Origin of the sequence: Nocardioides sp., from assembly GCF_029937575.1 — a bacterium.
Classification (GTDB): Bacteria; Actinomycetota; Actinomycetes; order Propionibacteriales; family Nocardioidaceae; genus Nocardioides.
The window spans coordinates 1-23110 of record NZ_JAPYPS010000002.1; the positions used below are offsets into that span (position 1 = coordinate 1).

Below are 23110 nucleotides of genomic sequence, written 5' to 3' on the forward strand. Positions count from 1 at the left end.
GATGGTACTGCAACCGGAAGGTTGTGGGAGAGTAGGACGCCGCCGGACAATTCTTCAGTAGAGGCCACCGTAAGGTGGCCTCTACTCTATTTCTGGGACAGTTCAACAGCGAGGTGAGGTACGTGGCCGAGGATCGACGCGGAGCCCGTGGTGGTGGCCGCAGCAGCGCAGGTGGCGGTCGTTCCCAGGGATCCCCCGGGCGTGGCGGCGGCAAGCCCCCGTCGAAGGGTGGCGGTCGAGGCGGCCAGCAGGGGCGTCGTACCGACTGGAAGCGGCCCGACGACCAGCGCGACGTGCCGCGCACGGTGGAGCAGTCCGTCTACGACGGTCCGGAGCTGCCGGCGGACATCACCGGCGGCGAGCTGGACCGGGCCGTGACGGCGCAGTTGAAGGGCCTGCCCGAGAAGCTCGCGGCCCGCGTGGCCCGGCACCTCGCAGCCGCCGGCGTCCTGGTGGACGAGGACCCGGAGACGGCGTACCAGCACACGCTCGCAGCCAGGGCTCGCGCCCCGCGGCTCGCCGTCGTGCGCGAGGCCACGGGGGAAGCCGCCTATGCGGCCGGGCACTACGCAGAGGCGCTGGCGGAGCTGCGTGCCGCGAAGCGGATGAACGGCGCGACGGCCTATCTGCCCATCATGGCGGACTGTCACCGTGCCCTGGGTCGGCCTGAGGATGCCCTCAAGCTCGCCAAGAGTCCGTCGGTGGCCAACTTCGTCCCGGAGGCCAAGGCCGAGATGACGTTGGTCGAGGCCGGCGCTCGCCGAGACCTCGGCCAGCTGGACGCCGCCCTGCGCACCCTCGAGCTGGCACCGCTCAACAACAAGTCGCGTCAGCCGTGGGTGGTGCGGTTGCGCTATGCCTACGCGGACGCGCTCGTCGCGGCGGGGCGTGAGAAGGATGCGCTGGCCTGGTTCCACCGCACCCACGCCATCGACTCGATGGAGCTGACGGACTCAGCCGCCCGCGCCGAGGACCTCGAGCGGCGGATCGACCAGGTCTGAGCCGCGCCCGGGTCATCATCGGGAGAGGACTCTGACGACGGCTCCGGCTCCGGTGGGGAAGGTTCCCCACTGGAGGCTCTCGCGGAATCCCAGTCGCACCGGGTCCACGACGGCGATCGCGGGCTCGGGGCTGACCACCTGCAACACGATGGAGTCGGTGGAGCCGAAGGTCTGTCCTTCGGGGTTCACCAGGTCGGCGCAGAACGCGGTCGGGTCCGTGGTGGCCTCGAGACGGCCGTCACGGCAGAGCAGGGGAGTCACGCTGACGGCGGTGTTGCTCGTCGTGTGCACCTTGACCCCCGACAGGTTCAAGGTGCGTCCTTCCACGCCGTTGGCGACCCCGACGTAGACCGGCTCGTCCACCGGGGTGTTGGCGCTGACGGTCCTGGTCTCGGTCGGCAGCGGCATCGGATGGTGGGCGTGCCAGACGGCCAGGCCCACGACACCGAGCAGGACCACGAGGACACCGACCAGCCCCCACCGGCTGCGGCGGCGTACGGCGAGGTCGGTGCTCGGTTGCGACATGTGCGCAGGGTAGACCCGGTCGGGCGGCGTCGCATGGAAGACTCCCGCGCATGACCGACGTGAAACGTCCGGCTCTCGAAGGCACCGTGGCCGTGCGAGACGGACGCCGACTGAGCTTCGCCGAGTACGGGTCTCCCCGGGGGGACGCGCTGCTGTGGATGCATGGCACGCCCGGGGCCCGCAGGCAGATCCCGTTCGAGGCGCGCCTCCATGCCGAGGAGCACAATCTGCGCATCATCGGAGTCGACCGCCCGGGCATCGGATCGTCGACACCGCACCTGTATCGCGACGTGCTGGACTGGACCGCTGACCTGGAGCTTCTGGTCGACGCCCTGGCCGTCGAGGACGTGCGCATGATCGGTTTGTCGGGCGGCGGGCCGTACGCCCTGGCCGCGGGTGCCGGCCTGTCGGATCGGGTGCGCGCGGTGGGCATCCTGGGTGGAGTGGCGCCGACGCGGGGACCGGACGCGGCACCGGGCGGCATCATCCAGCTCGCCGTACGCCTGGCGTCGGCGATCGAGGCGGTCCGAGTCCCCCTGGGTGTCGGACTCACCGGAGCGATCCGTCTGGTGAAGCCGCTGGCCGGCCCGGGGCTCGATCTCTACGCCGCCCTCCAGCCGGCCGGGGACAAGGACCTGCTGGCCCGCCCGGAGTTCAAGGCCATGTTCCTCGACGACCTGCTCAACGGGTCCCGATTCCAGACCTCGGCGCCGCTCAACGACCTGGTGCTCTTCACGCGTGAGTGGGGCTTCTCGCCGAGCGACGTCACGCCCCCCGTCGTGTGGTGGCACGGCGACGCCGACCACATCGTGCCCTTTGCCCACGGCGAGCACATGGTCGAGCGGCTTCCCGATGCCCAGCTGCGGGTCATCGACGGTGAGTCCCACCTGGGTGGGCTGGGGATCGCGCAGGAGGTGATCGCCACCTTGATGGACATCTCGCGGGCCGGGACTGGTGTGCGAGCGCCTCATGCGTCACAATGATGGTCTAACTACACATGTGTCACCCGATCACGTTGGACCACTTCATCGTCATGTCGAGCCCGCTGGGGAAGGCGTAGCTCGCGCCGCAGATGAAGGAGACCGATGTGACGACCCGCACCAGCAACCGGAGCGCGACCCGGGGCGTCTTGTACGTCCACTCAGCGCCGTCGGCACTGACCCCACACATCGAGTGGGCCGTCGGCGGCGTACTCGGCGTGCCCGTGAACCCCGAGTGGACCCCCCAACCCGCGCAGTCGGGCAGTTACCGGTCCGAGGTCTCCTGGACCGGCGAGGCCGGCTCTGCGGCCGCGATCGCCTCCGCTCTGCGCGGCTGGAGCCACCTGCGCTTCGAGATCACCGAGGAGCCCACGGCGGTCACCGAGGGCGCGCGCTTCTCGTTCACCCCGGATCTCGGCGTCTTCCACGCCGTCATCGGTCTGCACGGCGACATCATGATCCCCGAGGACCGGCTCAAGGCGTCGGTCGTCAAGGCCGCCCTGGGCGAGGTCGCCCTGGTGACCGAGATCGACAAGCTGCTCGGCAAGCCGTGGGACGACGAGCTCGAGACCTTCCGTCACGCCGGCGACGGAGCGCCGGTGCGCTGGCTGCACCAGGTGGTCTGAGGCCGCTCAGCGTCGCTTGAAGCGGAAGGACGACGGTTTCACGAACCCGTCGAACACCTCGCGGCCGCGGTTGAAGGTGACCTTCATCTTCAGCTTGTGCTTTCCGTAGGTCGTGGAAGGGCGGCACACCTCGTAGCTGTTGCGCCCGCGCTTCTTGTCGACAGCGCTGAAGATGACGTCCGAGGCAAGACCGGTGCCGTCGGGGGAGACGATGAACACCTCGGCGTCCCACTCCTCAGTCGGCGGGGTGATCTCGTAACGGTAGAAGTAGGTGTGACAGCCGCGCTTCAGCACGAAGTTCTTCGACGAGATCGACCCGTAGGGTTTGAAGGATCGACCCGCGTCGGACTGACCCGGCGAAATCATGACCAGCAGGCTCGCCACCAGGGCGGTGGTCCCGGCTCGGGCGATCATCGTGCGCAGCATGCGTCCTCCAGACTGTGACGTTCGTCAACCGTATCAACGCCTGGGGCGCGACGTGGTTACGGTCACAGTGCTCGGCGGCCACCGCCCGTGCTCACAGCGGGATGTTGCCGTGCCTCCCGCGGCGGACCCCGTCCTGCTGGACGGCATCGTGGATCGCCGTGGCGATGGCTGACCTCGTCGAGGCCGGTGAGACGACCTCGTCGACGACACCGATCTCCACTGCCTTGTCGACGCCACCCGCGATCCGCTCGTGCTCGGCGGCCAGCTCGGCCTCGACCTGGGGGCGGATGTCAGGCGCGACCTCGGCCAGTCGTCGGCGATGCAAGATCCGCACCGCGGCCACCGCGCCCATCACGGCGACCTCGGCCCCGGGCCACGCCAGGACGCGGGTGGCGCCCAGCGAGCGCGAGTTCATCGCGATGTAGGCCCCGCCGTACGTCTTGCGGGTGACCAGGGTGACGCGGGGGACCACGCACTCGCCGAAGGCGTGCAACAGCTTGGCCCCTCGCCGTACGACGCCGTCCCACTCCTGACCGACCCCCGGCAGGTAGCCGGGCACGTCGACGACCACGATCAGCGGCACCCCGAAGGCGTCACACATCCTCACGAAGCGGGAGGCCTTCTCCGCCGAAGCAGAGTCGAGGCACCCGCCCAGGCGCAGGGGGTTGTTGGCCACCACCCCGACGGTCCGACCGCCGAAGCGGCCCAGGGCGGTGACGATGTTGGGTGCCCAGCGGGTGTGCAGCTCCTGGCTGGTGTCCGCGTCGAGGATCTGCTCGACGAGGGGGTGGACGTCGTAGGCACGCTTCCTCGACTCCGGGAGGGCCGTGGCCAGGTCCCGGTCGTCGACGTGGTCGACGACGAGGCTGCCCTGCGAACCGAGCAGGGCCGCGACGGCGCCGGCCCGGTCGAGCGCCTCGCGCTCGCTCTCGGTGACGATGTGGACGACGCCTGAGCGGCGTCCGTGGGGCTCGGGCCCACCGAGTCGCAGCATGTCGACGCTCTCGCCGGTGACCGACCGCACGACGTCGGGTCCGGTGACGAAGATCCGTCCCTCGGGACCCAGGATCACCACGTCGGTCAGCGCGGGCCCGTAGGCGGCACCGCCGGCAGCGGGCCCCAGCACCACGGAGATCTGGGGGATGGCGCCCGAGGCCTGGGTCATGATCTGGAAGATCCTGCCCACCGCGTGCAGGGACAGCACGCCCTCGGCGAGACGCGCGCCTCCCGAGTGCCACAGCCCGATGATCGGCACCCGGTCCGTCATGGCCCGGTGGTAGGCGTCGACGACGACCTGGCAGCCCTGGTCGCCCATCGCCCCGCCCATGACGGTGGCGTCCGAGCAGAAGGCGACCACGCGGGTGCCCTGGACCGAGCCCACGGCCGCGAGCATGCCGGAGTCGTCGTCGGGGGTGATCAGCTCGAGGCTGCCCTCGTCCAGCAGGGCAGCCAGCCGAGTGACCGGGTTGCGTGGGTCCTCGGCGCGCGAGGGCTTGGGCGCGAGCGTGCGTTGAGTCATCGCTCAGGCACTCGCGAACACGACGGCGACGTTGGCGCCGCCGAAGCCGAAGGAGTTGTTCAGTGCGGCGATGTCGCCCTCCGGGAGGTCGCGTGGCTTGGTGGCGATGTCCAGCTCGACGGCCGGATCCTGGTTGTCGAGGTTGATGGTCGGCGGCGCCAGGCGGTGGTGCAGTGCCAGCACCGTGGCGACTGCCTCGAGTGCTCCCGCCCCACCCAGGAGGTGTCCGGTCATGGACTTGGTGCTCGTCACCACGACCTGGTCCACGTGGGAGCCGAGAGTGGCGTGCAGCATCAGGCCCTCGGCGATGTCGCCCTGGGGCGTCGAGGTGGCGTGCGCGTTGACGTGCACGATCGACGTCGGATCGATGTCCGACTCGAGCAGGGCCCGCTTGATCGCCCGCGATCCGCCGCGCCCCGCGGGGTCGGGCTGAGCGATGTCGTGGGAGTCGGCAGTGATGCCGGCCCCACGGACCTCCGCGTAGATCCGGGCCCCACGCGCCTTGGCGTGCGCCTCCGACTCGAGCACGAGCACGCCGGCTCCCTCGCCGAGGACGAAGCCGTCGCGGGCGGTGTCCCACGGCCGACTCACCGTCGTGGGGTCGGCGTCGTTCTTCGACAGCGCCATCATGTTGGCGAAGGCCGCCATCGGCAGCGGGTGGATCGCGGCCTCGGTGCCCCCCGCGACGACGACGTCGGCGCGGCCGAGGCGGATCTGGTCGATCGCCATCGCGATCGCCTCGTTGCCCGACGCACAGGCCGAGACCGGCGTGTTGACCGCGGCGCGAGCTCCGACGTACAGGCTGATGTTGGCTGCGGGGCCGTTGGGCATCAGCATCGGCACGGCCAGGGGAGAGACCCGACGGGGACCCTTCTCCTTGAGCGTGTCGTAGTTGCTCAGCAGCGTCGTGACCCCGCCGATGCCGGAGGCCATCGCGACGCCCACGCGGTCGCCGTCGAGGTCGCCGTCGGCCTGGGCGGTGACGAGCCCGGAGTCGGCCCACGCCTCCATCGCCGCCACCATGGCGAGCTGCGAGCTGCGGTCGAGACGTCGAGCCTTGACCCTCTCGAGGACGTCGGTGGGGTCGACGAGGGCCGGAGCGCCGATCTTCACGGCCATCTCCTCTGCCCAGGGCTGGGTCAGGCGGCGTACGCCGGACCGGCCGGCGACCAGCGCCTCCCAGGTGCTGGGGGCGTCACCACCGACCGGGCTGGTGGTCCCGAGACCCGTGACGACGACCCGGGTGCGGGCGTCGGTGGCGCTCAAGAGCCGGCGCGCTCGATGTAGGCCACGGCGTCGCCGACGGTCTTGAGGTTCTTGACCTCGTCGTCGGGGATGGTGACGCCGAACTTCTCCTCGGCGGCGACGACGACCTCGACCATGGACAGGGAGTCGACGTCCAGGTCGTCGACGAACGACTTGTCGAGCTGGACGTCGTCGGGCTCGATGCCGGCGACCTCGTTGACGATGTCGGCGAGGTCGGCACGGATCTCTTCGGTGGTGGCCATGAGCCGTTCCTTTCGTAGGGTGCTGCTGGGTTGGTTCAGGTGGGTCAGGGGATGACGACGACCTGGGCCGCGTAGGCCAGGCCGGCGCCGAAGGCGATGAGCAGTGCCAGGTCGCCGGAGACGGCATCGCCGTCCGCGACCATGCGGTGCAGGGCCAGCGGGACCGATGCCGCGGAGGTGTTGCCCTGCTCGGCGACGTCGCGGGCGATCTTGACCGACGCGGGGAGCTTCATCGCGCGGGCCATCGCATCGGTGATGCGCATGTTGGCCTGGTGCGGGACGAAGCAGTCGAGGTCGTCGACGCTGATGCCGGAGCGGTCGAGGGCCTCGAGGCCCACCTTGGCCATCGAGAAGGACGCCCAGCGGAAGACGGCGCTGCCCTGCATCGTGATGAAGTGACCTCCGGGCTGCTCGGCGGCCAGGACGTCCGGCCAGTCCTCGCGCTGCCGGATGTAGTCGAAGTGCTCGCCGTCGGAGCCCCACACCACCGGGCCGATGCCGGAGGTCTCCGTCGGTCCGATCACCACGGCTCCGGCGCCGTCGGCGAAGATGAAGGCCGTGCCGCGGTCCTCGAGGTCGAGCATGTCGGTCAGGCGCTCGACCCCGACGACGAGGGCGTAGGTGGCGCTGCCCCCGCGGATCATGTCGGCGGCCAGCGTCACGCCGTGGCAGAAGCCTGCGCAGGCCGCCGAGACGTCGAACGCGACCGGCTGGTCGCAACCGAGCTCGGTCGCCACCGCGGGCGCCACGGCCGGCAGCTGCATGAGGTGGCTGATCGTGGCCACGATGACGGCATCGACCTGGCGAGCGTCGATGCCGGCGTTGTCCAGGGCCTCCTGGCACGCCCGCACGCTCATCAGCTGCACGGTCTCCTCGGGCGTCGCGAAGCGACGCTCCCGGATGCCCGAACGCTGCTGGATCCACTCGTCGGAGGAGTCGATCGCCTCGACGAGATCGGCGTTGGGGACCACCTGCGAGCCGCGGTAGGCACCGATGCCGAGGATGCTGGCGGGGCTCCCGGGGAGTCCCTCGGCGAGGCGGGTCATTCGGAGCCCATCGGGTGCAGACGCAGCAGCGGCTGACCGGGGGCGACGGGGTCGCCGTCCTCGACGAGCCACTCCATCACCTGGCCCCCGTGTGCCGCTGTGACCGGGATCCGCTCGCGCAGGCTGCTGATGCCGCCGATCTCCACTCCGGCCTGCAGCACGTCGGACGAGGCGGCCTCGGCGTCGATGTGGAAGGTGCCCTTGACCGGCGAGACGACCATCCGCCAGGTCGGGGTCACGTCGATCAGCGAGCCCTCGCCGTGCTTGGCGGCGAAGTCGCGGGCCGCGTCGAGCTGGTCGGGAGTCTTGAGGGCGAAGGTCTCGACACCCTTGAGGGCACGCTTGGCGATGCCGGTGAGGGTGCCGGCGGGGGGCATCTCCAGGACCCCGGTGACACCGAGGTCGAGCATCGTGTCCAGGCAGAGGTCCCAGCGGACGGGGTGCGAGATCTGCCCGACGATCCGCTTGAGGACCTCGCGGCCGTCGTGGATCACCTGACCGTCGCGGTTGGAGATGAAGGGGATGCGGGGATCGTGCGTCGAGACCGACATCGCCAGCTTGGCGACGTGGCCCACGGCCGGAGCCATGTGCTCGGTGTGGAAGGCGCCGGCCACCGGCAAGGAGATGAGTCGGGCCTTGGTCGGCGGGTCGGCGGCCAGAGCGGCGAGCTGCTCCGTCGTGCCGGCCGCCACCACCTGCCCCGGGCCGTTGTCGTTGGCGGCGACGAGACTGTGGCGGGCCAAGCTCGCCAGGACGTCCTCGCGCTCACCGCCGAGCACGGCAGTCATGCCCGTCGGGGTGACCGCCGAGGCGTCGGCCATCGCGTTGCCGCGCTCGCGCACCAGCACCATCGCCTGCTCCGCGGTGATGGCCCGCGCGCCGACCGCCGCGGCCAGTTCGCCGACGCTGTGGCCCGCGACGGCACCGACCTGGCTGAAGCCGTCACTCGGGTGGGGGAAGAGCTCCAGGGTCGCGACCAGGCACGTGGCCAGCAGCAGCGGCTGCGCGATCCGGGTGTCGCGGATCGTCTCGGCGTCCGAGACCGTGCCGTGGTGAGCCAGGTCGAGACCGGCGACGGTCGAGAGCCAGTGCATCCGCGAGGCGAAGACGTCGTCCTCGAGCCAGGGCGCGAGGAAGCCGGGAGTCTGGGCTCCCTGGCCGGGGGCAACGATGACGAGCACGGGGTCAACTCTGCCCGGACGCACCCCGGGGATCCCGTCCGGCGACCACGAAAGATGGTGGCGAAACTTTGTAGGGTTCCTACAAAGTCGGGGTGTCGTCGGGCACCCGACCCGACTGCCTGCCCAGGACCAGTGAGATCTGCAACGTCAATGCGTCGCGCGGCTGGTTGGGCGTCAGGCCGGTGAGGTCGGCGACCTGGCGCAGCCGGTAGCGCACCGTGTTGGGGTGCACGAAGAGTGTGCGCGCCGCACCCTCGATGGAGGCGCCGCAGTCGAGGTAGGCCGCCACCGACTCCGCCAGTGCGCCGCGGGCGGCCACCAGTGGGAGGTACACCTCGTCGACCAGGTGCCGGCGCGCGTGTCCGTCGCCGGCCAGGGCACGCTCGGCGAGCAGCTCGGAGCTGAGCACCGGGCGGGGGGCGCCGGGCCAACCGCTGGACGCGCGGTGGGCCGCCAGGGCGGACCGCGCAGAGATGTGGGCGGACCCGAGGTCGTCGGAGACCGGACCCACGACGACCGCCCCGACGCCGAACAGGTCGGCGATCGTGGCACCCGCTGCGCGCGGCTGCTCCACGGCTCCGAGCAGCACGACCAGACGCTCGCCCTGGGTGGCGCAGAGGGCATCCATGCCCGCGGCGCGAGCCTGGCGTCGTACGGCGTCGAAGAGGTCGGTGTCGGTGCGACGCTCCGGGAGGGTGCCGAGCACGACCGCGACCTGTCCGTGCGCGCCCCATCCCAGCGCGCTGGCACGGGACAGCATGGTCTCGTCGGTCTCGGCGCGCAGCACCGAGTCGACGACCAGGGCCTCGAGCCGAGCGTCCCAGGCGCCACGCTGCTCAGCTGCGCGGGCGTAGACCTCGGCGGTGGCGAAGGCGATGTCGCGGGCGTAGCGCAGCACCGCGGCGTGCACGTCGTCGAGATCGTCGGGGTGCACGATCGAGTCGACGCGCCGCTCGACGACCTCGATGGAGAGTCGGACCAGGTCGACGGTCTGCTGGAGGCTGATCGTGCCGGTGAGGGCCCGAGGAGCGGCGCCGAAGACGGAGCCGGCCACCTCGAACGACCGGTTCGCGTCGGCCAGGTCGGCCGGGTCGTCGCGGTACCAGTCGACGAAGTCACGGATGCCGGCCTGGACGATCTGGCCCACCCACGAGCGTTCCTCCGCACTCAGGTCGCCGAACCACGACAGGTCCTGCTCCATGTGGCTGGTGGCAGCGGTGCTGAGCCTTCCCGTCGCCCTCACCAGCGCGGAGGCGGCCCGGGAGCGCGGACGGGCCCCGGAGCTGGGGGGAGTGCGGGCGGCCATCCCGGCAGGCTACTGCGATCGCAAGGAGCAGGAGGACCGTGCCTCCTCCGACCGGCTCGCGCGGCATCACCCGCTCGGGGGAGAGGGAACGGCGTCACGTGTGACGTTCGCGTGAACACCTGCCCGGAGCGACCGGATGTCTGGTTGAATCCTGAACCTGCCGATGGGGGAGGCCCGCGATGAGTCAGGACCAGCACGAGGTCCAGTACGTCACGATCCACGGTCACCGACGCGCCTACGTGAAGGCCGGCTCGGGTCCGGTGCTGCTGCTGCTGCACGGACTGGCCTGTGACCACACGACCTGGCAGCCGGTGATCGAGTCGCTGGCGCGGCGCTACACCGTGATCGCGCCCGACATGCTCGGACACGGGCTGTCGGACAAGCCCCGCGCGGACTACAGCGTGGGCGGCTACGCCAACGGGATGCGTGACCTCTTGACGGTGCTGGGCATCGACAAGGTGACGGTGATCGGGCACAGCTTCGGAGGTGGCGTGGCGATGCAGTTCGCCTACCAGTTCCCCGAGCGCACCGAGCGGATGATGCTGGTCTCCTCCGGTGGCCTCGGTCCCGAGGTGACCCCGGCCATCCGAGCCATCACCACGCCCGGCTTCCACCAGGCGATGGGGCTGCTGACCCTGCCGGGCGTCCGGCACGCCGGTGTCGTGGGTCTCAAGACCTTGTCGATGACCGGCCTCAAGGCGACCCGCGACCTCGGCGAGGTCGCCGACATCTACGAGTCGTTCAAGGACCCCCAGACGCGGGCGGCGACGCGGCACGTGGTCCGTGCGGTGGTCGACTGGAAGGGGCAGATCGTGACGATGGCAGATCGTGCCTACCTGACCGACGCGATGCCGATGGCCGTGGTGTGGGGACGCCACGACATGGTCATCCCGGTGCGCCACGCGAGCAACGCTGCTGCCCTCGCGCCCAAGGCGCGCGTCGAGGTCATCCCCGACGCCGGCCACTTCCCGCACAAGGACCACCCCGAGCGCTTCGTGAAGATCGTCGAGGACTGGGTCCGCAGCACCAAGCCGGCGACCTACAGCCGAGCCAAGTGGCGGGCGCTCCTCAAGGGTGGGCGCGTCGGCCCGATCGGTCCGATGGGCGTCGTGCCGCGTGCGGAGAACGCCACCACAGCCTGACGCTGCTCACCGCGCGAGCGCGCCGGGCGCTGCTCGCGCGGTGAGAGCTGATCAGGCGTCGCCGCCCTCCTGCGCCACGCCGGACACGGCCGTCGGGTCGTCGATCCGGTACTGCTCGTAGGCCTTGGTGACCACGCTCGGGTCGATCTCACCGGCATCGGCCAGTGCCCGCAGTGCTCGTACGACGACCGACTGGGCGTCGATGCGGAAGTAGCGACGTGCGGCGGGCCGGGTGTCGGCGAATCCGAACCCGTCGGCACCGAGGACGCAGTAGTCCCCCGGCACCCATCGGGCGATCTGCAGGGGCACGGCGGCCATGTAGTCCGAGACCGCGACGAAGGGGCCGTCGTGGCCGGCGAGCTTGTCGGTGACGTATGCCGTGCGCTGGGGCTCCTGCGGGTGCAGGAGGTTCCAGTCCTCGGAGGCGACGGCGTCGCGGGCGAGCTCGTTCCACGAGGTGACCGACCACGTGTCGGCGCGCACGCCCCACTCCTCGGTCAGCATCCGCGCCGCGTCCTTGATCCACGGGTAGGCGACGCCGGAGGCCATCAGCTGCACCGTCGGCCCGTCACCCTCAGCGTCACCCGTCGAGACCCGGTGGACGCCGCGCAGGATGCCCTCCACGTCGACGTCGTCGGGCTCGGCCGGCTGCGCGACCGGCTCGTTGTAGACGGTCAGGTAGAAGATGACGTCCTCGGCCTGCTCGCCGTACATCCGCTCGAGTCCCGACTGCATGACGTGGGCGACCTCGTAGGCGAAGGCCGGGTCGTAGTGCACGATCGCCGGGTTGCTCGCCGCCAGCAGCGGGGAGTGGCCGTCGGCATGCTGCAGGCCCTCGCCGGTCAGTGTGGTCCGGCCGGCCGTGGCGCCGATGAGGAAGCCGCGGGCGAGCTGGTCGGCCATCGCCCAGATCGAGTCGCCGGTGCGCTGGAAGCCGAACATCGAGTAGAAGATGTAGAACGGGATCATGTGCTCGCCGTGGGTCGAGTACGACGACCCGGCCGCGGTCGCCGAGGCCATCGCCCCGGCCTCGGAGATGCCCTCGTGGAGCATCTGGCCGTCCTTGGCCTCTTTGTAGGAGAGCAACAACTTGCGGTCGACCGACTCGTACTTCTGGCCGCCCGGGTTGTAGACCTTCGCGCTCGGGAACATCGAGTCCATCCCGAAGGTGCGGTACTCGTCCGGAGCGATCGGCACGATCCGCTGGCCGATCTCCGGGTCCTTCATCCAGTCGCGCAGGAGTCGGACGACCGCCATCGTGGTGGCCATCGACTTGGTGCCCGCGCCCTTCTTGAGCGCCGAGTAGACCTTGTCGCCGGGCAGGACGAGAGGCTTGGCGCGCTGCACCCGCTGCGGCACCGATCCACCCAGCTGGCGGCGGCGTTCGAGCATGTACTCGATCTCGGGAGCGTCCTTGCCGGGGTGGAAGAACGGCGCCGTGCCGGTCTCCTCGTAGGAGCGTTCCAGGTCGCGGTCCGAGATCGGCAGGTACAGCCGGTCGCGGAACTTCTTCAGGTCGTCCTGGGTGAGCTTCTTCATCTGGTGGGTGGCGTTCTTGCCCTCCAGGGCGTCGATCGTCCAGCCCTTGACCGTCTTGGCGAGGATCACGGTGGGCTGCCCGACGTGCTTGGCGGCGGCGTCGAAGGCGGCATAGACCTTGCGGTAGTCGTGCCCGCCGCGGGGGAGCTTCTGGATCTGCGAGTCGCTCATGTGCTCGACCATCGCCCGCAGGCGCGGGTCGGAGCCGAAGAAGTCGTCGCGGACGTAGGCGCCGTCCTCGGTGGAGTAGGTCTGGAAGGCGCCGTCGGTGGTGTTGTTCATCCGATTGACCAGGACGCCGTCGACGTCGCGGGCGAGCAGGGCGTCCCAGCCCTGGCCCCACACGACCTTGATGACGTTCCAGCCGGCTCCGCGGAAGTTGGCCTCGAGCTCCTGGATGATCTTGCCGTTGCCGGTGACCGGCCCGTCGAGCTGCTGCAGGTTGCAGTTGACGACCCAGGTGAGGTTGTCGAGCTCCTCGCGCGCGGCGACCCGGATGGCACCGAGCGACTCGGGCTCCGCCATCTCGCCGTCGCCCATGAAGGCCCAGACGTGCTGGTCGGCGGTGTTCTTGATGTTGCGGTTGTGCAGGTAGCGGTTGAACCGGGCCTGGTAGATCGAGTTGAGGGCGGTCAGCCCCATCGAGACGGTGGGGAACTCCCAGAAGTCCGGCATCAGCCGGGGGTGGGGGTACGACGGCAGGCCCGCGCCACGGCCGTGCTGGACCTCCTGGCGGAAGCGGTAGAGCTGCTGCTCGTCCAGGCGGCCCTCGAGGAAGGCACGGGCGTAGATGCCCGGGGAGCCGTGGCCCTGGATGTAGATCTGGTCGCCGCCGCCGGCGCCGTTCTCCGGCGCCGCGTCCTTGCCGCGGAAGAAGTGGTTGAAGCCGACCTCGTAGAGGCTGGCCGAGGACTGGTAGGTCGCGATGTGGCCGCCGACCTCCAGCCCCTTGCGGTTGGCGCTGGAGACCATCACCGCGGCGTTCCACCGGATGAACGCGCGAATGCGCTGCTCGACCTCGTAGTCGCCGGGGAACCAGGGCTCGCGCTCGGGAGGGATCGTGTTGATGTAGTCGGTGCTCCGCAGGGCGGGCACGCCGACCTGCATCTCGCGGGCGCGCTCGAGGAGTCGCAGCATGACGTACCGGGCGCGTTCGCGCCCGCGTTCGTCGACGAGCGAGTCGAAGGAGTCAAGCCAGTCGGTCGTCTCGTCCGGGTCGATATCCGGAAGCTGGGTCGGCAAGCCCTCGTGGATGACGGAGGGGCGCGAGCCGGAACGAGTGCCTGAAGTAGGGGTGGTTTCTTCGGTCACCCGTTCATCGTCGCACGCTCAGGACCACCGTGAAATTTACCCGCGGGTAGCCGTTTGCCGCCCGGCCGAGAACGGCGAGGTGTTGCGTCCGCTGCCGAACTCCGGTGGACTACTCCCACCTTCGTCGTCCGGTGAGCGGTCGACGACCCACGTCTGGAGGATCACGTTGAGTTCGACCGCGGGTGGCGGGTCCACCCAGACCAGTGCCGCAGACCGACTGGGCCTCAAGCCCGGGATGGTCATCCAGGAACTGGGCTGGGACAACGACACCGATGACGAGCTCCGTGTCTCCATCGAGGACTGCATCGACGCCGACATGGTGGACGGCGACTACGGCAACGTGGTCGACGCCGTGCTGCTGTGGTGGCGCAACGACGACGGTGACCTCGTCGACGGGCTGGTCGACTCGTTGACCGACCTCGTGGGGGGCGGCGACATCTGGCTGCTGACACCCAAGATCGGTCGCCCGAACGCCGTCGACGCCGCCGACATCTCCGAGGCCGCTCCGATCGCCGGCCTCTCCCAGACCACCACGGTGACGGTCAGCAAGGACTGGGCGGCCACCCGGCTCGTGGCCCCGAAGACCGTCGCCTGAGGGCGAGGACGTCTCGTCGAGACGTCGTCTAGGCTGCGGCCGTGCTCTCCAAGTTGAAGACCGGCGTCGCTGCCGCCGGGACGTCCGCGAAGGTCCTTGCCGGCGCGGGAGTCATCCGGCCCTACTCGCCCGTCACCCTGGCCCGCCTGGGCCGCACGGTGCTGCAGTGGGGCACCGGTCCAGCGGGGGGCTTCACCTCCCTGGCGGTCCGATCGCCCGACGGCATCGGTCTCGTCGACGAGCTCGGCCAGCTGACCTTCGGTGAGATGCACGCCCGCTCCAACTCGCTGGCCCACGCCCTGCGCGGGCTCGGCGTCGGTGAGGGCGATGCGGTCGCGATCATGTGCCGCAACCACCGCGGCTTCGTCGACGCCAGCATCGCCGCAGCCAAGCTCGGCGCCGACTCGCTCTACCTCAACACCGCCTTCGCCGGACCGCAGCTCCGCGAGGTGCTCGGCCGCGACAAGCCCACCGTGCTGATCTACGACGAGGAGTTCTCCGAGCTCGTCGGCGAGGCCGACGTCGACGTCAGGATCGTCGCATGGGCCGACAGCGACGCCGTCCGGAGCGGGTCCGGAGGTGAGGTGCCGACGCTCGAGGAGCTGATCGAGTCGCGCGACCCGCTCGACCTCGCGCCGCCCGCCAAGCACGGCCGCACCGTGATCCTGACGTCCGGCACCACGGGGACGCCCAAGGGGGCGCCGCGCAGCGAGGCCGGAATCGACGCCGCCGTCTCCCTCCTGGGAAGCATCCCGATGAAGTACGGGTGGCGCACCCACATCGCCGCACCGCTGTTCCACACGTGGGGCTTCGCGCACTTCGCCCTCGCGATGCTGCTGGGCTCGACGATGGTGCTGAAGCGACGCTTCGACCCCGAGGGCTGCCTCGAGGTCGTCGCCGACGAGAAGTGTGAGTCGATCGTGGTCATCCCGGTGATGCTCCAGCGGATGCTGGCCCTCCCGCAGGCGACCCAGGACCGCTACGACCTCGGGCGCGTGCAGGTCGTGGCGAGCTCGGGGTCGGCACTGCCCGGTGACCTGGCCACCACGTGGATGGACCAGTTCGGCGACAACCTCTACAGCACCTACGGCTCGACCGAGGTGGCCTACGCTGCCATCGCCGGTCCGTCCGAGCTGCGCAGGGCGCCCGACACGGCCGGGCGGCCGCCGTACGCCACGGTGGTCAAGATCCTCGACGACCAGGGCACCGAGCTGCCAGCGGGGCGGTCGGGACGGATCTTCGTCGGCAACTCGTTGCTCTTCGAGGGCTACACCGGCGGCGGCCACAAGGAGGTCGTCGACGGACTGATGTCGACCGGCGACGTCGGCCGGTACGGCGAGGACGGGCTGCTCTACGTCGAGGGTCGCGACGACGAGATGATCGTCTCCGGCGGGGAGAACGTCTTCCCCAAGGAGGTCGAGGACTGCCTGGCGCGCCACGAGGCGGTCGTCGAGGTGGCCGCGATCGGGGTGGACGACGACGACTTCGGCAAGCGGTTGCTGGCCTTCGTGGTCCGCAAGGACGACACGGTGAGCGAGGACGACCTCAAGGCCTGGGTCAAGCAGAACCTCGCCCGCTACAAGGTGCCGCGCGAGATCGTGTTCCTCGACGAGCTCCCGCGCAACGCGACCGGCAAGGTGCTCAAGCGCGAGCTGGCCGAGTGAGCGGGCTGCGCCTCGGGGGTCCTGCCCCCGACTTCACCTTGCGCGACCAGTTCGGCCAGGACGTGACCCTGTCCTCCTACCGAGGAAGCAAGGCGGTCGCGCTGCTCTTCTACCCCTTCGCCTTCTCCGGTGTCTGCACCGGGGAGATGGCCGGCATCCGTGACCGGTTGGCCGAGTTCATGACCTTCGACACCGAGGTCGTCGGCATCTCCTGCGACCCGCTCTACGCGCTGCGGGCCTTCGCCGACGCCGACGGGCTGAACTTTCCCCTGGTCAGCGACTTCTGGCCGCACGGCGAGGTGACCCGTGCCTACGACGTCTTCGACGAGGTGAAGGGGTGCCCGCGGCGCTCGTCGTACGTCATCGACAAGGACGGCAACCTGAGGTGGGCGGTGCACAACGCGATCGCCGACAGTCGGGACCTCGACGAGCACCTGGCGCAGTTGCGCCAGGTCAGCTGACCCTGGGGTGAGGTCGTGGCCTAGACCACTGGTCGAAAATTGCGAGTAGCTCTTGGACCGCGCCTGCGAGATCGGTATGGTCTTCCACGTTGAACCGCTGGTGACCCGAGACGCCAGCGGTTCAACTCTTTTTCCACCCCGCGCGGGTGGGCGCTAGGCTGGCGCCGCTTTCGAGCCAGGGCGTGTAGCTCAGCGGTAGAGCCCCTCGCTTACAACGAGGTGGTCGGGGGTTCGATCCCCTCCGCGCCCACCGGTGCGACGTCGTGATCTCCCGGCCGTGCGCGCCCAGGAGGGGCTCCGGCTCGTTCGCTGACGGGTTGGTCCGCGGCCCCATCCGGGGAGTCTCGGCCTCCGAACCACTCACGGGGTCCGCGCCGGATTCCGTGGGGGTGACTGGTGCGGGCCCCTTCCCCCTGCTCTCCTCCGACGTTTCCTCACCCGAGCGGGCGAGATGCCTGAGAGAACCTCGATTACTTCGCGGTGTGTGCCAATCCGGTCGAACAGCGGTGTCGAATCGCCTATGGCACGGCTCACATGGAGTCGGGCACAGATCCACTGGGAGGCAATACCGCATGAGCGAGACCAGTAGAAGAAACTTCATGGCAGCGGCCGGAGCCGGAGCCGCTGCGACGACCGCGGTCGCGCTGAGCGCAGGCTCGGCGCAGGCGAAGCCCGCGGCGCTGAGCGGGAAGGGCGCGAAGGAGTCCGTCGTGGCCCTCATCGACGACCACAAGGGCGCCACGGTGCGCCTGCTCGTCGGCGAGAACGAGGTCATCGTGCACGACCGAGACCTCGTGACCCGGATCCTCAACGCTGCTGGAGGTAAGTAGAGATGTCGTCCCACCGCGAAGCGCCGGAAATCTCCAAGGACCCGGCCGCAGACAGCACGGACGTCTACGCGTTCATGCACCCCACCGAGGACGACCAGGTGGTGATCATCGCGAACTTCTACCCGCTGCAGCAGCCCAACGGCGGCCCGAACTTCTACGAGTTCGCCGATGACGTCCTCTACGAGATCAACATCTCGAACACCAACAAGTGCCAGCCGGACGTCACCTATCGGTTCAACTTCCGCACGGAGATCCGCAACCCCTCGTTCCTCTACAACACCGGCCAGATCACGTCGCTGGACGCCCCCGAGTGGAACCGGCCGCAGACCTACAACGTCGTGCGCCTGGAGAAGATGGGTCGTCGCAACGAGAAGGCCGTGCAGATCGGCGGACGCTTCCCGGTGCCGCCGGTCAACGTGGGCCCGCGCAGCACGCCGAACTACGAGGACCTCGCCAACTCGGCGATCACCACGGTCGGCCCGCGCAAGTTCTTCGCGGGTCAGCGCACCGATGCCTTCTTCGTGGACCTGGGCAGCATCTTCGACCTGGGCGCGCTGCGTCCGTTCAACGGTGCGCACCTGCTTCCGATGGCGGCGATGGACGGGATCAACTCGGTCCAGTCCTACAACTGCCACACGATCGCGATCCAGGTGCCTCGCTCCGACCTGGTCAAGGGCGGCAACCCGACGCTCAGCTTCAAGGACCGCAAGAACACCATCGGCGTGTGGGCCACGGCCAGCCGTCGCAACGCGCGGATCTTCGAGGACAAGAGCGGCACCTACAAGGGCGCCGGTCCCAAGAAGCAGGTCTCACGTCTGGGCAACCCCCTCTTCAACGAGGTGCTGGTGCCGATGACCCAGAAGGACAAGTGGAACACCACGGAGCCGAAGAACGACTCCGACTACGCCGACACCGTGCTGCAGCCCGAGCTGCAGACGCTGCTGCCGTTCCTCTACCCGGGGGTGTTCCCGAACCTGGAGGCCTACGACAAGCCGCGCGCCGACCTGGCCGCGATCTTGCTCACCGGCATCCCGGGCGGCGTGGTGAACGACGCGGACGGGAAGTCGATCTTCCAGAACTACACCGGACCGGTGCAGGCGGACATGCTGCGGCTCAACACCGCCATCAAGCCCACCGACCCGGAGAGCGACAGCTACAGCATCTACGGCGTCGTGGGCGGCGACATCGGGGGCTTCCCCAACGGTCGTCGCCTCGAGGACGACGTCGTCGGCATCTCGCTGCGCGCCGTCGCCGGAGCCACGATCCCGCTGGTCGACCCCGACTACACGCCGGACGAGACCGCTGCGCAGCTGCGGGACGGCACGTCGTACACCGGTGACCCGCTGCTGAGCGACTTCCCGTTCCTCGCCCACCCGGGCGGCGGCTACCAGACGACTCCGGGGACCTCGACCTTCGAGGACCCTGCGTCGTGACCCAGGAGCGGCTCCCCGATTCCCCCGAGAACCCGCATGCCGGCCAAGGCTCGGTCATGCTGGACATCGGTGGGGACATCGGGGCAGTCGTGGTGATCATGCCCCTGGACCTGGTCGGACAGGAGGTCGACATCCTCGCCGAGGGGCAGGACGTCGCCGCCGGTCTCGACCACGCCGACGACCAAGACCACGCCGACGAGCACGGCCACGGTCACGGACACGGGCACGGTCACGGACATGGGCACCGACCGCACGTGGCAGTCGTACGACGACCGATGCCGGGCGCCAGCGAGCCGGTTCCGTCGCTGATCTACCCGGAGGTCCGCGAGGGCCGCTACCGGCTGCTCATGAAGGGCACGGACGTCGTGGTCATGGAGGTCGACGTCGTCGGCGGCCAGGTCACGCAGGCCACCTGGCCCACCGTGTCGTGAAGGGCCGACCCATCGTCTGACCGCACGTCGCAGGACCCCGACCGCTCACCGCGGTCGGGGTCCTGTCGCTTCCCCGGGCTGTGTCCGGTGTCACTAGAGTGGGTGACATGTTCGTACCGCTGACCGTCCGGGACTTCATCGATCGCGCCGAGCAGGTCTACGGCACTCGCACAGGCGCCGTCGACGAGCCCGACCAGCCGGCCACGCCGTTGGGCGACCTGACCTACACCGAGATCGCCGAGCTGGCTCGGCGACAGGCCGCCAAGCTGGACGAGCTCGGCGTCGAGGTCGGCGAGCGCGTGGCGATCGTCAGCCACAACAGCGCCCGGCTGCTCACGTCGTTCTTCGGCGTGGCCGGGTCGGGCAGGGTGCTGGTGCCGGTCAACTTCCGGCTGCGCCCCGACGAGGTCGCCTACATCGTGGAGCACTCCGGCGCCCGGGTGCTGCTGATCGACCCCGAGCTCGACGACGAGCTGGCCGACATCACGGCCGAGCACCGCTTCGTCCTCGGCTCCGACGACGACCTGTACGCCGCGTCGTCGGCCGACGGCGGTGCGGAGCCGGCCGTCTGGGAGCCCGACGAGAACGCCACGGCGTGCATCAACTACACCTCCGGCACGACTGCCCGGCCCAAGGGAGTCCAGATCACGCACCGCAACATCTGGGTCAACGCCGTCACGTTCGCGATGCATGCTGCGGTGACCGATCGCGACGTCTACCTCCACACGTTGCCGATGTTCCACGCCAACGGCTGGGGGATGCCCTTCGCGATGACCGGGCTGGGCGTCAAGCAGGTCGTGCTGCGCAAGATCGACGGCGCCGAGATCCTGCGACGCGTGCGGGACCACGGGGTCACCGTGATGTGCGCGGCGCCCGCCGTGGCGGCCGCCGTGCTCGAGGCGGCCCAGACCTGGGAGGGCGAGATCCCCGGGCGCGACCGGGTGCGGATCATCATGGCCGGCGCCCCGCCGCCGACCAGGACCGTGATGCGCGTGGAGGAGGAGCTCGGCTGGGAGTTCATCCAGATCTACGGCCTCACCGAGACGTCCCCGCTGCTGACGTTCAACCGGACACGCGCCGAGTGGGACGACGTCTCCGCCGAGGAGCGAGCCGGGCTGCTGACCCGTGCCGGTGCCCCGGCGCTCGGCGTACGGCTCTCCACCTCGGACGAGGGGGAGGTGCTGGCGCGCTCGAACGTCGTCCTCGAGGGCTACTGGGAGCAGCCGGAGGAGTCGGCGGCGGCCCTGCGCGACGGGTGGTTCCACACCGGGGACGGGGGAGTGGTCGGCGCGGACGGCTACCTCACGATCTCGGACCGCAAGAAGGACGTGATCATCACCGGAGGCGAGAACGTCTCCTCGATCGAGGTCGAGGACGTGCTGTTCTCGCACCCGTCGGTCGCGGAGGTAGCGGTGATCGGGGTGCCCAGCGAGAAGTGGGGCGAGACGATCAAGGCGCTGGTCGTGCTGGCCGACGGTCACGAGGAGACGGCCGACACCGAGGCCGAGCTGATCGCCTGGTGCAAGCAGAAGGCGGCCGGCTACAAGGCGCCCACGTCCATCGAGGTGCGGGCCGAGCTGGCGCGAACGGCGACCGGCAAGCTGCAGAAGTTCAAGCTGCGCGCCCCCTACTGGGAAGGCCGCGACCGCCAGGTGAACTGAGCTGGGCCGAGGGCTAGCCTGTGCGACGTGCCAACGCCCACCCCCCTCTCCGAGATCACGTCCCTGCTCCACTCCTGGTACCCGCCGCACACCGCTGACGGCTGGGATGCCGTCGGGTTGGTCGCCGGTGACCCCGACCAGGCAGTCGCGAAGGTGATGTTCGCCGTCGACGTCACGGCGGAGGTCGCCGCCGAGGCGGCCGAGTGGGGGGCCGACCTGCTGGTCGTGCACCACCCGCTGTTCCTCAAGGCGGTGCATGGAGTGGCGGCGACCACTCCCAAGGGCCGCACGCTGGCGATGCTCACCAAGGCCGGCTGCGCACTGCTCACGGCGCACACCAACGCGGACCGTGCCGTGGGCGGAGTCTCCGAAGCCCTGGCCCTCGCCTTGGGCCTGGAGGAGGTCGAACCGATCCTCAACGATCCCGGCGTCGCGATCGACAAGCTCACCGTCTTCGTCCCGACCGACGCGGCCGCGATCGTGCGCGCGGCCCTCGCCGAGGCGGGCGCCGGCACCATCGGCGCCTACGACTTCGCGTCCTTCTCCACCGACGGGGTCGGTCGCTTCCGCCCGCTCGAGGGCGCCGACCCGATGATCGGCACGATCGGTGAGATCAAGACGATCGAGGAGGTGCGTATCGAAGTCGTGCTGCCGCGTGGGAGCCGACCCCAGGTCGTGCGCGCGATGCTCGCCGCCCACCCTTACGAGGAGCCGGCCTACGACGTCGTGGAGGTGGCCGACGGGCAGGTCTCGCTCGCGGGGACGGGCCGGATCGGCACCATCGTCCGTCAGAGCCTGGGCGACTTCGCGGCCGTCGTCGCCCAGGCACTGCCGGAGACGGTCCATGGCGTCCGTGTGGCCGGCGACCCCGAGCGGAGCGTACGGCGGGTGGCCGTCTGCGGCGGCGCGGGCGACTTCCTCCTCGACGACGTCCTGGCGACCGACGCCGACGTCTACGTGACCAGCGACCTGCGTCACCACCCGACAGCGGAGTTCGTCGAGAAGGGTGGACCGGCGCTGGTCGACGTGTCGCACTGGGCGGCCGAGTCGACCTGGTTGCCGATCGTGGCGGCTCGGCTGACCGAGGCGCTCGACGGTGCCGTGGAGACCCGGATCAGCACCCGGGTCACCGACCCGTGGACAATGCGCCTGTGACCCCGCAGACGACGAAGAGGACCCAGTGAAGGCCGATCCCGCAGCCCAGGAGCGACTGCTCGAGGTGCAGGCCCTCGACGCCCGCGCCGACCAGGCGCGACACCGCCTCGCCACGATGCCCGAGGTGGCGGAGATGACCGCGCTGGAGGCCTCGCGCGCCGAGGTGGACGACCAGCGGCGCGACGCGCAGATCGTGGTGGACGACCTCGACCTGGCGCAGCGCAAGGCCGACAACGACGTGGAGCAGGTCAAGACTCGGCGCACGCGCGACCGCGACCGTGTCGACCAGGGGCTGATCACCAACCCCAAGGACCTCGAGCGCATGCAGCACGAGCTGGTCTCGCTCGATCGCCGGATCTCGGTGCTCGAGGACGAGGAGCTCGAGGTGATGGAGCAGCTCGAGGAGGCTCAGGCGACGCTTGCCGAGCTGCACCAGCGCGTCGCGGCCGCGGACGAGCGACTGGCCGAGCTGGCCGTGGTGCGCGAGGAGAAGGAGCGCGAGATCGATCGCGAGCTCGCGGAGATCGCGGACGCCCGCGGACCCGCCGTCGAGGGGCTGCCCGACGACCTGCTCGCGCTCTACGAGAAGCTGCGCAGCAACAAGGGCGGCGTCGGCGCCGCCGAGCTGCGTCAGCGCCGGTGCAACGGCTGTCAGCTCGGGATCGACAACGCCGAGATCGCCGTGATCCGCTCCACGCCCGCCGACACGGTCGTGCGGTGCGAGGAGTGCTCACGGATCCTCGTGCGGACGTCGGAGTCGGGGCTCTGAC

At 69.9% G+C, this 23110-nt stretch carries 23 protein-coding genes and 1 tRNA gene; 14 read left to right on the forward strand and 10 right to left on the reverse strand.

Annotated features, from left to right (window positions below; translation table 11 throughout):
* The first annotated feature begins 122 nt into the window (after positions 1–122).
* A complete protein-coding gene (locus tag Q1K33_RS00915) occupies positions 123–1001 on the forward strand; it encodes a tetratricopeptide repeat protein (RefSeq protein ID WP_300399803.1) in 879 nt (292 codons plus the stop codon).
* Between the two features lie 15 nt (positions 1002–1016).
* On the opposite strand, the gene Q1K33_RS00920 is transcribed toward Q1K33_RS00915, so the two are convergent.
* Entirely contained in the window at positions 1017–1526 is a 510-nt protein-coding gene (locus tag Q1K33_RS00920) for a hypothetical protein (RefSeq protein ID WP_300399804.1), read from the reverse strand.
* A 50-nt stretch (positions 1527–1576) separates the two neighbouring features.
* Here Q1K33_RS00920 and Q1K33_RS00925 point away from each other — a divergent pair, with 50 nt between their 5' ends.
* Positions 1577–2509, forward strand: a complete 933-nt coding sequence (locus Q1K33_RS00925; RefSeq protein WP_300399805.1) for an alpha/beta hydrolase — start codon at positions 1577–1579, stop codon at positions 2507–2509.
* Between the two features lie 19 nt (positions 2510–2528).
* Here the strand turns inward: Q1K33_RS00925 and Q1K33_RS00930 are convergent, their stop codons facing one another.
* On the reverse strand, positions 2529–2696 hold the full coding sequence (locus Q1K33_RS00930; RefSeq protein WP_300399958.1) for a hypothetical protein: 168 nt from the start codon (positions 2694–2696) through the stop codon (positions 2529–2531).
* Here Q1K33_RS00930 and Q1K33_RS00935 point away from each other — a divergent pair.
* Positions 2656–3132 carry a DUF3145 domain-containing protein gene (locus Q1K33_RS00935; protein ID WP_300399950.1) on the forward strand — a complete coding sequence of 159 codons (477 nt, stop codon included), beginning with the start codon at positions 2656–2658 and terminating at the stop codon, positions 3130–3132. The two genes, Q1K33_RS00930 and Q1K33_RS00935, sit on opposite strands and share 41 nt — an antisense overlap.
* 6 nt (positions 3133–3138) lie before the next feature.
* Here the strand turns inward: Q1K33_RS00935 and Q1K33_RS00940 are convergent, their stop codons facing one another.
* The 7 genes from Q1K33_RS00940 to Q1K33_RS00970 all read right to left on the reverse strand — a co-directional run bounded on the left by Q1K33_RS00940 (position 3139) and on the right by Q1K33_RS00970 (position 10118).
* The gene (locus Q1K33_RS00940; RefSeq protein ID WP_300399806.1) at positions 3139–3558 is read right to left on the reverse strand and encodes a hypothetical protein; all 420 of its coding nucleotides are present in this window, start codon (positions 3556–3558) and stop codon (positions 3139–3141) included.
* Positions 3559–3649: 91 nt separating this feature from the next.
* Entirely contained in the window at positions 3650–5077 is a 1428-nt protein-coding gene (locus Q1K33_RS00945) for a carboxyl transferase domain-containing protein (protein ID WP_300399807.1), read from the reverse strand.
* Positions 5078–5080: 3 nt separating this feature from the next.
* Entirely contained in the window at positions 5081–6343 is a 1263-nt protein-coding gene (locus Q1K33_RS00950) for a beta-ketoacyl-[acyl-carrier-protein] synthase II (protein WP_300399808.1), read from the reverse strand.
* Positions 6340–6585 carry an acyl carrier protein gene (locus Q1K33_RS00955; RefSeq protein WP_300399809.1) on the reverse strand — a complete coding sequence of 82 codons (246 nt, stop codon included), beginning with the start codon at positions 6583–6585 and terminating at the stop codon, positions 6340–6342. The genes Q1K33_RS00950 and Q1K33_RS00955 overlap by 4 nt, the downstream gene beginning before the upstream one ends.
* A gap of 44 nt (positions 6586–6629) precedes the next feature.
* Positions 6630–7631, reverse strand: a complete 1002-nt coding sequence (locus Q1K33_RS00960) for a beta-ketoacyl-ACP synthase III (RefSeq protein WP_300399810.1) — start codon at positions 7629–7631, stop codon at positions 6630–6632.
* Positions 7628–8812, reverse strand: a complete 1185-nt coding sequence (locus tag Q1K33_RS00965) for an acyltransferase domain-containing protein (protein WP_300399811.1) — start codon at positions 8810–8812, stop codon at positions 7628–7630. Before Q1K33_RS00965 ends, Q1K33_RS00960 begins: the two co-directional genes overlap by 4 nt.
* A gap of 79 nt (positions 8813–8891) precedes the next feature.
* Positions 8892–10118 carry a PucR family transcriptional regulator gene (locus Q1K33_RS00970; RefSeq protein ID WP_300399812.1) on the reverse strand — a complete coding sequence of 409 codons (1227 nt, stop codon included), beginning with the start codon at positions 10116–10118 and terminating at the stop codon, positions 8892–8894.
* Positions 10119–10297: 179 nt separating this feature from the next.
* Between Q1K33_RS00970 and Q1K33_RS00975 the strand changes: the two genes are divergently transcribed.
* On the forward strand, positions 10298–11260 hold the full coding sequence (locus Q1K33_RS00975; protein ID WP_300399813.1) for an alpha/beta fold hydrolase: 963 nt from the start codon (positions 10298–10300) through the stop codon (positions 11258–11260).
* Positions 11261–11311: 51 nt separating this feature from the next.
* On the opposite strand, the gene aceE is transcribed toward Q1K33_RS00975, so the two are convergent.
* On the reverse strand, positions 11312–14053 hold the full coding sequence (gene aceE / locus Q1K33_RS00980; protein ID WP_300399951.1) for a pyruvate dehydrogenase (acetyl-transferring), homodimeric type: 2742 nt from the start codon (positions 14051–14053) through the stop codon (positions 11312–11314).
* A gap of 223 nt (positions 14054–14276) precedes the next feature.
* Between aceE and Q1K33_RS00985 the strand changes: the two genes are divergently transcribed.
* The 10 genes from Q1K33_RS00985 (at position 14277) to Q1K33_RS01030 (ending at position 23109) form a co-directional block, all read left to right on the forward strand.
* The gene (locus Q1K33_RS00985) at positions 14277–14705 is read left to right on the forward strand and encodes a DUF3052 domain-containing protein (protein ID WP_300399814.1); all 429 of its coding nucleotides are present in this window, start codon (positions 14277–14279) and stop codon (positions 14703–14705) included.
* Positions 14706–14746: 41 nt separating this feature from the next.
* A complete protein-coding gene (locus tag Q1K33_RS00990; protein ID WP_300399815.1) occupies positions 14747–16369 on the forward strand; it encodes an AMP-binding protein in 1623 nt (540 codons plus the stop codon).
* Complete coding sequence (locus Q1K33_RS00995; protein ID WP_300399816.1) at positions 16366–16830, forward strand: peroxiredoxin; 465 nt, start codon at positions 16366–16368, stop codon at positions 16828–16830. The genes Q1K33_RS00990 and Q1K33_RS00995 overlap by 4 nt, the downstream gene beginning before the upstream one ends.
* Positions 16831–17008: 178 nt before the next feature.
* Positions 17009–17080: transfer RNA gene (locus tag Q1K33_RS01000), tRNA-Val, on the forward strand.
* A 322-nt stretch (positions 17081–17402) separates the two neighbouring features.
* Positions 17403–17660 (forward strand): hypothetical protein, encoded by a 258-nt coding sequence (locus Q1K33_RS01005; RefSeq protein WP_300399817.1) that lies wholly within the window; start codon positions 17403–17405, stop codon positions 17658–17660.
* A 2-nt stretch (positions 17661–17662) separates the two neighbouring features.
* Entirely contained in the window at positions 17663–19093 is a 1431-nt protein-coding gene (locus Q1K33_RS01010) for a DUF4331 domain-containing protein (RefSeq protein WP_300399818.1), read from the forward strand.
* Positions 19094–19149: 56 nt separating this feature from the next.
* Positions 19150–19524: a hypothetical protein gene (locus tag Q1K33_RS01015; protein WP_300399819.1), complete on the forward strand. Its 375-nt coding sequence runs from the start codon at positions 19150–19152 to the stop codon at positions 19522–19524.
* A gap of 107 nt (positions 19525–19631) precedes the next feature.
* Positions 19632–21185, forward strand: coding sequence for an AMP-binding protein (locus Q1K33_RS01020; protein ID WP_300399820.1), 1554 nt, complete (start codon positions 19632–19634; stop codon positions 21183–21185).
* Between the two features lie 27 nt (positions 21186–21212).
* Positions 21213–22340 carry a Nif3-like dinuclear metal center hexameric protein gene (locus Q1K33_RS01025; RefSeq protein WP_300399821.1) on the forward strand — a complete coding sequence of 376 codons (1128 nt, stop codon included), beginning with the start codon at positions 21213–21215 and terminating at the stop codon, positions 22338–22340.
* A 25-nt stretch (positions 22341–22365) separates the two neighbouring features.
* On the forward strand, positions 22366–23109 hold the full coding sequence (locus tag Q1K33_RS01030; RefSeq protein WP_300399822.1) for a C4-type zinc ribbon domain-containing protein: 744 nt from the start codon (positions 22366–22368) through the stop codon (positions 23107–23109).
* Position 23110: the final 1 nt, after the last annotated feature.